This window comes from Kluyvera ascorbata ATCC 33433, from assembly GCF_000735365.1.
Lineage (GTDB): Bacteria > Pseudomonadota > Gammaproteobacteria > Enterobacterales > Enterobacteriaceae > Kluyvera > Kluyvera ascorbata.
Map to the genome: position 1 here is coordinate 22,018 of NZ_JMPL01000051.1, position 6,466 is coordinate 28,483.

Below are 6,466 nucleotides of genomic sequence, written 5' to 3' on the forward strand. Positions count from 1 at the left end.
CCAATCTACTTTTTGAATCAATTATGCACAAGACAACGCTGGAACAATGGGCGCTGCTGGAGAAGGTGGTAGCGCTCGGGAGCTTTGCCAAAGCGGCGGAAGAGACCCACCGCAGCCAGTCGTCGGTGAGCTACAACCTGGCGCTATTACAAGAGCGTCTCGGCGTGGCGCTGCTGATTCCGGAAGGCCGTCGTGCGGTATTAACCCCGGCAGGCGAACTGCTGCTGGCCCAGGTCAAACCGCTACTGAAGGCCTTTGCCTGGGTAGAGACCCGCGCCGCCACGCTGCGCGAAGGTATGCGCACCCGGCTGGATTTAGTGGTCGACAGTATTTTCCCGCGTGAGCGGCTGTTTGCCATTTTGCGCCAGTTTCAGCAGCGCTATCCGCAGACGCAGGTGCGCTTAACTGAAGTACTGGAGAACGCCAGCGGCAACGATGCCATTCAGGCCGAGGCAGACGTGATGGTGCTGACCCGCCGCCAGGACATTACCGGGCGCGGCGAATGGTTGATGAACATTGATTTTGTTGCCGTCGCCCATCGCGATCATCCCCTTTTCCAGCACGAAGAGACGCTCAGCGATGAGCACCTTCGCGCCTGGCCGCTGATCCGCATCGCCGACAACAACAGTGACCAACAGGCCGAACGCGACGCGTGGACCTTTTCGACCATTGATGCGGCCATCGATGCGGTGATGTATCAGGTGGGATACGGCTGGCTGCCGGAGGAGAGAATTCAGAACGAACTGGCGCAGGGGATTTTAAAGACGCTGCCGCTTAGCCACGGCGTACGGCGCGCCACGCCGCTGCATCTGATCGTCAAACGGGATTTAGCCCCGCTCGACGAACAGGTGGAGATGCTGCTGCGGCTCTTTAGCCAGCAGAATTAATGGCTTATTCCGCCAGCGCTTGCGCACACGCCCAGGCGCTGGACCACGCCCACTGGAAGTTATAGCCACCCAGCCAGCCGGTCACGTCCATCACTTCGCCAATAAAGTAGAGCCCCGGCGCTTTTTTCGCTTCCATGGTGCGCGAAGAAAGTTCGTTGGTGTCTACGCCGCCCAGCGTCACTTCCGCCGTGCGATAGCCCTCGGTACCGTTTGGCTGCACGCGCCAGTCGGTCAAGGTATCGACCAGCGCTTGCTGATCGCGGATATTAAGCTGTTTGAGCGTGACGTCCGGGATTTGCCCAAGCTGTTGCAGGCACTCGACAAGCCGTTTTGGTAGCTGCATCGCCAGCGTATTTTTCAGGCTCTGGTTCGGGTGCTCGGCGCGCTGCACGTCGAGGAAGTCCGCCAGGTCGATATCCGGCAGTAAATTAATGCTCACGAACTCACCCGCCTGCCAATAGCTTGAGATTTGCAGCACTGCGGGGCCAGATAGTCCGCGGTGGGTGAAAAGCAGACTTTCGCGGAATACCGTGCCGTCCTGCGCGGTGATGACCGACGGCACCGACACGCCAGACAATACCTGTAGCTGTTCGAGCATCGGTTTATGCAGAGTGAATGGCACCAGGCCCGCGCGGGTTGGCAATACTTTCAGACCAAACTGCTCGGCCACCTTATAGCCGAAAGGCGTCGCCCCAAGTCCCGGCATCGACAGGCCACCGCTGGCAATGACCAGCTTATTGGCCGACACTTCATCACCGTTAAGCACAAGCGTGTAGCCCTCGTCATCACGGGTGACGCTCAGGATTTCACTTCTCAGACGCGTGGTGACATTGCCCTTTTCGCACTCGGCAACCAGCATCGCCACGATTTGATCGGCGGAGTCATCGCAGAAAAGCTGCCCGAGGGTCTTTTCATGCCAGGCAATGCCGTGCTTACCGACCATGTCGATAAAGTCCCATTGGGTATAGCGCGCTAGCGCAGATTTGCAGAAATGCGGGTTCTGGCTCAGATATGCCGCGGGTTCGACATAAAGGTTAGTAAAATTGCAGCGACCGCCGCCGGACATCAGGATTTTACGCCCCGGTTTCTTGCCGTTATCCAGCAGCAAAACGCGGCGCCCTGCCTGTCCAGCCATGGCGGCACAAAACATTCCCGCCGCTCCGGCACCCACTACAATGGCATCAAACCTTTCCACGCACTATCCTCAACTTAGGTATTGTCGGGAATTGTAAATTTTTCACCGAAGTCGTACCAGTGAAATATCCACAAACCCGACTTATCCGATTGATACAAAATAAATAATTCTTTTCGACCTTTAAAATTACATGGATAAATATCAAAAAAATAGAGATTTCACTTTGCCCGCGCCGCCAATGTCCCTGATAATGCCGCGCGTTCATGTCCTCAAAATGGCGTAACGTCCTATGTTACATTTGTTTGCTGGTCTGGATTTACATACCGGGCTGTTGTTAGTACTGGCACTGTTGTTTGTTCTTTTCTACGAAGCGATTAACGGCTTCCATGATACGGCTAACGCAGTGGCCACCGTAATTTATACCCGCGCCATGCGTTCGCAGCTTGCTGTTGCAATGGCCGCAATCTTTAACTTCTTCGGCGTTCTGTTGGGCGGCCTGAGTGTAGCTTATGCCATCGTGCATATGCTGCCGACGGATCTGTTGCTCAATATGGGCTCCGCTCACGGCCTCGCCATGGTCTTTTCCATGCTGTTGGCGGCTATTATCTGGAACCTCGGCACCTGGTATTTCGGTCTGCCTGCGTCCAGCTCCCACACGCTTATCGGTGCCATCATCGGTATTGGTTTAACCAATGCGCTGATGACCGGAACGTCCGTGGTTGATGCACTCAACATCCCGAAAGTAATTAACATTTTCGCGTCGTTGATCGTGTCGCCAATTGTGGGTCTGGTGTTTGCTGGCGGTCTGATTTTCGTGCTGCGTCGCTTCTGGAGCGGTACCAAAAAACGTGCTCGTATCCACCTGACTCCTGCTGAACGTGAAAAGAAAGACGGCAAGAAAAAGCCGCCGTTCTGGACTCGTATTGCTCTGATCCTCTCCGCAATTGGCGTGGCATTCTCCCACGGTGCGAACGATGGTCAGAAAGGCATTGGTCTGGTGATGCTGGTACTGATTGGCGTTGCTCCGGCAGGTTTCGTGGTTAACATGAACGCTTCCGGCTACGAAATCACCCGTACCCGCGATGCGGTCAACAACGTTGAAACCTTCTTCCAGCAGCGCCCTGAGCTGCTGCTGAAAGTGCAGAACAGCGCTGACCCGTTAACCCCTGAAGCACTGCAAGCCACTGAGTTCCATTGTCACCCGGCGAACACCATGAACGCGCTTGACCGCACGAAGGCGATGCTGTCAGGAATCGAGAGCTACGATAAGCTCTCGGTAGAGCAGCGTGGTCAGCTTCGTCGCATTATGCTCTGCATCTCTGACACCACCGATAAAGTGGCGAAGATGCCGGAAGTGAATGCCGACGATCAGCGTCTGTTGAAGAAACTGAAAACCGACATGCTGAGCACCATTGAGTACGCGCCAATCTGGATTATTATGGCCGTCGCACTGGCGCTGGGCATTGGTACCATGATCGGCTGGCGCCGTGTTGCTACCACTATCGGCGAGAAAATCGGTAAGAAAGGTATGACCTACGCACAGGGCATGGCCGCGCAGATGACCTCTGCGGTGTCCATCGGTCTGGCAAGTTATACCGGGATGCCGGTTTCCACGACGCACGTACTCTCCTCTTCCGTGGCGGGTACCATGCTGGTCGATGGCGGCGGGTTACAGCGTAAAACCGTGACCAACATCCTGATGGCCTGGGTCTTCACCCTGCCGGCCTCTATCATTCTGTCCGGCGTGCTGTACTGGATCTCGCTGAAGCTTATCTAAGCTCACAGTGATAAAAACATAAAAACGGGTCAGGAAACTGGCCCGTTTTTTTTACTCAGTGCCAAATCATCAAAGCAATTAAGCTAATGACCACCAATCCACAAAGTGAACTGGTCAAAATAAACTGACGGCGAACGCGCTCACAGCGACGGATAAACTCATCGTCGTGATGGTCGCGGTAACGCTGCCCATAGATGTACCAGACCAGACGCATCTGCTTGCCCGGCTGGCCGTGAGAGGTGAAAAAACCACCGCCATCGACATACTGATAGAGCAAGGGATCGCAACCTCGTAGTACAACCAATAACGCACGTAACGATGAGAAGTAACGTGCCATATTCACCACACAAACGACACACAGGGCCCAAAACAGCGCAATTGTGCTGATCATAACTCCTCCCCGGCGACCAGCCCTCAGAGATATCCCCCAGGGCATACCGCTCCCCAATTTCCCACCAACACCTCAGTAAAAGAGTGCGATTCCGATCACGTTTATTTATTCGATCGGCTCATTAAATAGTGTAGGAGATCAGTTAAATTTTTTACCACAAGGTTAATCGTTATCAATACGTAAGATGGAAAAATTTGTTTAACTAATTGGCGAACCGGATGCATTGACGGCGCCCCAAGGCCAATATAAGGTAGAAATATCTTCTACAATTAGGTCTTTAAGGGCAAACCCCGCGCAGATAGCACGCAGGACGCGGGCAAGGGACAGCGCATGGGCTGTCTGGTCCAACAGTCATCGACAACTTTATGGAAGGAGTAACACTATGGCTTACAAACACATTCTTATCGCCGTCGACCTTTCACCAGAGAGCAAAGTACTGGTAGAGAAAGCGGTATCAATGGCTCGCCCCTACAATGCGAAAGTCTCTCTGATTCACGTTGACGTGAACTATTCCGATCTCTACACCGGGCTGATTGACGTCAATCTGGGCGACATGCAGAAACGAATCTCCGAAGAGACTCACCACGCGCTGAGCGAACTCTCTACTGGTGCAGGCTACCCAATCACCGAAACCCTGAGCGGTAGCGGCGACCTGGGTCAGGTGCTGGTGGATGCTATCAAGAAATACGATATGGACCTGGTTGTCTGCGGTCATCACCAGGATTTCTGGAGCAAACTCATGTCTTCTGCTCGTCAGCTTATCAACACCGTTCACGTTGATATGCTGATTGTTCCGCTGCGCGACGACGAAGAAGAATAAATCTCTCATCGAGCATCGTGAAAACGCCTGCCTATGCAGGCGTTTTTATTTCTAGCCTTTGCGCCCGGCAATCCACTCCTGCACTTCCACCACGAAGGTGTCAGGCGCTTTGCGATACATCTTACGCGCCAGATCCAGAATCGTATGCTGACCTAACGCCTCTTCCATTCGCTGCTGCGCCATATCCATCACCGAACGCACGCCACAGATACCTTCGCAGGCCCACTCCGGCGGCTGTTCATCAAAGACCGCCAGACGCTGACGAATTTCCCGGCACTCGAAAATACGCTTATCGCCGTCGATAGCGTTGACCACGTCCAGTACCGTAATGTCCTCAGCCGGTTTCGCCAGCTGAAAACCGCCGCCCTTCCCTTCGATGCTGCGCACCAGCCCGGCTTTCGACAGGCGGGTAAAGATTTTGGCCAGATAGTCATAGGGCACGCTTTGCAGCTCAGCAATTTCGCGCACGCTCATATCGCGGGCATCCCCTTTGCCGTCCACCATGCACATCAGACTATGTATGCCGTACTCAACCCCAGAACTGTAGAATGCCATGCGCTCTTATCTCAGCCAAAATGAATCTGAGTTATTGTAGCTTTTTCGCCAGACGCATTCCATAAGGCAAGCATAAATACCGAGAGGTTAAAAATTTAATTAATTGAATATCAAATAGATAAAATCAAAATGTGTCTTCTGGTGCGATTGCTGACACGAATCACATTGCAATCTTTAACTACGACCAATAAAATCCGAGTAAATCAATCGTAGTGAACAGTGAGACAAACCTAATGCGTAAACAAATTCTGATCGTCGGTGCCGGTTTTGCCGGTATGTGGGCAGCGCTGAGCGCCGCGCGTCTGGCAGACAAACACCAGCAGGCCGTTGATATTACGGTGATTGCGCCACAGCCGGAGCTGCGCGTTCGTCCGCGTTTTTATGAAAGCCACGTTCAGACGCTGGTTTCGCCACTGATGCCGCTGTTCGACGTCACCGGCGTTAAATTCCTACGCGGCACCGTTGAGCAGATCCTTCCGGCCTCGAAAGAGGTGAGCTGGAAAGACGAGAACGGTGAAGTGCGCCTGCGTCGCTACGACCGTCTGGTGCTTGCCAGCGGCAGCCACGTCAACCGCGATATCATTGCCGGTGCCGCCGAACATGCGTTCGACCTTGACCAACTGGAAAGCGCGACGGTGCTGGAGCAGCATCTGAAAGATCTGGCTGGCCAGCCTGAGAGCGACGCGCGTAACACCGTAGTCGTGTGCGGCGGCGGATTCACCGGGATTGAGATGGCGCTGGAGCTTCCGGGCCGTCTGCGTGAAATTCTGGGTGAAGATGCTAAGACCAGAGTTGTCGTAGTTGAGCGCGGCGCGCAGCCGGGCGGGCGCTGGAGCAAAGAGTTACGCGATGTGATTATCGAAGCCTCTGCCGAATTGGGCGTGGAGTGGCTGGTAAATGC

7 protein-coding genes are annotated in these 6,466 nt (G+C 54.1%); 4 read left to right on the forward strand and 3 right to left on the reverse strand.

Going from position 1 to position 6,466, the window contains the following annotated elements:
- Positions 1-23 precede the first annotated feature (23 nt).
- Positions 24-887 (forward strand): LysR family transcriptional regulator, encoded by an 864-nt coding sequence (locus GKAS_RS13345; RefSeq protein WP_035894831.1) that lies wholly within the window; start codon positions 24-26, stop codon positions 885-887.
- A gap of 4 nt (positions 888-891) precedes the next feature.
- Here GKAS_RS13345 and GKAS_RS13350 read toward each other — a convergent pair whose 3' ends face one another.
- Positions 892-2,082, reverse strand: coding sequence for a BaiN/RdsA family NAD(P)/FAD-dependent oxidoreductase (locus tag GKAS_RS13350; RefSeq protein WP_035894832.1), 1,191 nt, complete (start codon positions 2,080-2,082; stop codon positions 892-894).
- Between the two features lie 229 nt (positions 2,083-2,311).
- On the opposite strand from GKAS_RS13350, the gene pitA reads away from it, so the two are divergent.
- Entirely contained in the window at positions 2,312-3,799 is a 1,488-nt protein-coding gene (gene pitA / locus GKAS_RS13355; protein WP_035894833.1) for an inorganic phosphate transporter PitA, read from the forward strand.
- A gap of 55 nt (positions 3,800-3,854) precedes the next feature.
- Here the strand turns inward: pitA and uspB are convergent, their stop codons facing one another.
- Positions 3,855-4,190 carry a universal stress protein UspB gene (gene uspB, locus GKAS_RS13360; protein WP_035894834.1) on the reverse strand — a complete coding sequence of 112 codons (336 nt, stop codon included), beginning with the start codon at positions 4,188-4,190 and terminating at the stop codon, positions 3,855-3,857.
- Between the two features lie 382 nt (positions 4,191-4,572).
- Here uspB and uspA point away from each other — a divergent pair, with 382 nt between their 5' ends.
- The gene (gene uspA / locus GKAS_RS13365) at positions 4,573-5,010 is read left to right on the forward strand and encodes a universal stress protein UspA (RefSeq protein WP_035894835.1); all 438 of its coding nucleotides are present in this window, start codon (positions 4,573-4,575) and stop codon (positions 5,008-5,010) included.
- Positions 5,011-5,061: 51 nt separating this feature from the next.
- On the opposite strand, the gene GKAS_RS13370 is transcribed toward uspA, so the two are convergent.
- Complete coding sequence (locus GKAS_RS13370) at positions 5,062-5,565, reverse strand: RrF2 family transcriptional regulator (RefSeq protein WP_035894836.1); 504 nt, start codon at positions 5,563-5,565, stop codon at positions 5,062-5,064.
- Positions 5,566-5,798: 233 nt separating this feature from the next.
- Here GKAS_RS13370 and GKAS_RS13375 point away from each other — a divergent pair.
- Positions 5,799-6,466: NAD(P)/FAD-dependent oxidoreductase (locus tag GKAS_RS13375; protein WP_035894837.1), on the forward strand; the 668-nt coding region annotated here is incomplete at its 3' end.